Origin of the sequence: Halalkalirubrum salinum (assembly GCF_005543295.1) — an archaeon.
In the GTDB taxonomy this organism is placed as follows: Archaea; Halobacteriota; Halobacteria; order Halobacteriales; family Haloferacaceae; genus Halalkalirubrum; species Halalkalirubrum salinum.
The window spans coordinates 1-1,379 of the sequence record NZ_SRSG01000046.1; the positions used below are offsets into that span (position 1 = coordinate 1).

Genomic DNA, 1,379 nt, shown 5'->3' on the forward strand with positions numbered 1-1,379 from the left:
TCAGTCGATCACATCGGATTAGAGGAAGTGTCTGCTTGGACGTAGTGTGAAACCAAACCAAGCAGACAATCAGATCGAAGAAGAGCATCTCCTTAATTTTGTCGTCAACACTCTCAACGAGGAGCTTCCGATAGATCTCGCAGACGGTGTAAGGGTCTCGACAGAGGAACTCTATGAGGTCCTCGCTGGCGCCAGCGCCAGCGGGACCTCTGTCAACCACATCTGCGAGACGACAGAAGACTCTCCACACGCCAATACCGTCCGTGGACACCTTACCGATCAGTTTGACCTCGATACTGTCGAGCAGGTTGGAGACACGCTGCTCCAACAGGATACCATCGATACGCTTCCTGATCGACCGGTGGAGGTCGTCGCCGACCTCCACCTCGATCCCTACTACGGCGATGAAGACGAGACAGAAGCTCTCTACTCCTCACTGGCCAAGCGTGGAACAACTACGTTTCACGCTTATGTAACACTCTACGCACGGGTGCGCAACAAACGCTACACGCTAGCAGTTCGCCAGCTGGTCGCTGGCGAAACCTCAGGTGACGTACTCGGTGAGTTCCTCGAACTGCTTGACGGTCTTGACCTGCGCGTCAAGGCCGTCTATCTTGATCGGGGTTTCTACAACAGCACCTGCCTAGGGTTGCTGTACGCCTACAATTATGCTTACGTCATACCGGTTGTCAGATGGGGTGATACCATCAAAAATGAACTCAGCAGTGGTTGGAGCCGTGTGATCGAACACGAGCTAGCTGGGAAGGTGACGTTCCCTGTGTACATCGATTGCGTCTACCAGCAAGGTAGATACGACGAACATGGGGTGGCGCGTCACGGCTACGCCGCTGACGCGCCGTTCATTGAGACTCCACGCGATGCCCGAGAACATTACCGCAAGCGGTTCGGCATCGAATCGTCCTACCGGTTGGCTAGGAAGAGCCTCGCTCTTACGAGCTCTCGTGACGCCGGATTACGGCTGTTGCTGTTTGTCGTGAGCCTGCTGTTACAGAACGTTTGGCGCTATCTGCACTGGATGTACGTGGCGGCGCCCCGCCGCGGGGGGCGCCGCCTCTTGGAGTGGTCGTTCGTAGAGTTCTGCAACATGGTGCTCCGCGCTGCCTGGACTGCCCTCGGAGTTCGTCGAGCTGTCCCAGCGAACCAACCGCTCGACAGCCGGTTCTTCCGGTAGTTGCCCTCGGATCAGGGCAGCGTTCCTGAGTGGCAACACCGTCGCGTCGGCGGCTGATCGCCGCCGACAGCGACTGGTTAGCAGTAGAACTCACGGTCACCGTCTTGTTGAAGGCTAGCCAGCCACCGCAGACGCAGATTCAGCACCTACTGGAGGAGGTCTTGAGGTTCTCGATGTGATCAACTGA

General features: G+C 56.9%; 1 protein-coding gene. It reads left to right on the forward strand.

Translation table 11 applies throughout. The annotated features are described in order from the left end of the window. The first annotated feature begins 46 nt into the window (after positions 1-46). Complete coding sequence (locus E5K03_RS13745) at positions 47-1,192, forward strand: ISH3 family transposase (protein ID WP_138007377.1); 1,146 nt, start codon at positions 47-49, stop codon at positions 1,190-1,192. Positions 1,193-1,379: the final 187 nt, after the last annotated feature.